The organism is Methylobacterium platani (genome assembly GCF_001653715.1).
Taxonomy (GTDB): Bacteria; Pseudomonadota; Alphaproteobacteria; order Rhizobiales; family Beijerinckiaceae; genus Methylobacterium; species Methylobacterium platani.
Window position 1 is genome coordinate 3,143 of the sequence record NZ_LWHQ01000124.1, and the last position, 753, is coordinate 3,895.

The window sequence follows — 753 nt, forward strand, 5'->3', positions numbered from 1 at the left end:
CGGCGGCCTCGTCTCGTTCGGGCACGCGGCGTATTTCGGCCTTGGCGCCTATGCGGCCGGGCTCCTCGTCACCGGGCCGTTCAAGGCGCCGATGGAACTGGCGCTGCTCGCCGCGCCCCTGGCGGCCGGCCTCGGCGCTGCCCTGTTCGGCATCTTCATCGTCCGGCTGTCGGGGATCTACCTCGCCATGCTGACGCTCGCCTTCGGGCAGATCGTCTACGCGGTCTGCTTCCAGTGGGTCGAGGTGACGGGGGGCGACAACGGCGTCGTCGGGGTCTGGCCCGCGGCCTGGGCGTCCGGGCGCAACACCTACTTCTATCTCGTCGCCGCCCTGTCGCTCGCCGCGATCGTCCTCTTGCGGCGGGTGATCTACGCGCCCTTCGGCTACACCTTGCGGGCGGCGCGCGATTCCGCCACCCGCGCCGAGGCGATCGGCCTCGACGTGCGCACCCATCGCTGGCTCGCCTTCACGCTCGCGGGCGCCGCGGCCGGACTCGCCGGCGGGCTCTACGCCTTCATGAAGGGCTCGATCGACCCGACGCTGACCGGCATCCCGCTCTCGATCGACTTCCTGGTGATGGTGCTGGTCGGCGGCATCCAGACCGTGATGGGGCCGCTCGTCGGCGCCGCCTTCTTCCACGCGCTGAAGGACGCGGTGATGCCGCTGACCGAGTTCTGGCGCCTGCTCCTGGGGGTCGCCATCATCGCCGCCGTGCTCGCCTTCCCGCGCGGGCTCGCCGGCGCCGCCGAGGC

General features: G+C 72.1%; 1 protein-coding gene. It reads left to right on the forward strand.

The features are described 5' to 3' along the window. Window positions 1–753, forward strand: a 753-nt coding sequence (locus A5481_RS35585; RefSeq protein WP_245298692.1) for a branched-chain amino acid ABC transporter permease, incomplete at both ends; no start/stop codon positions are given.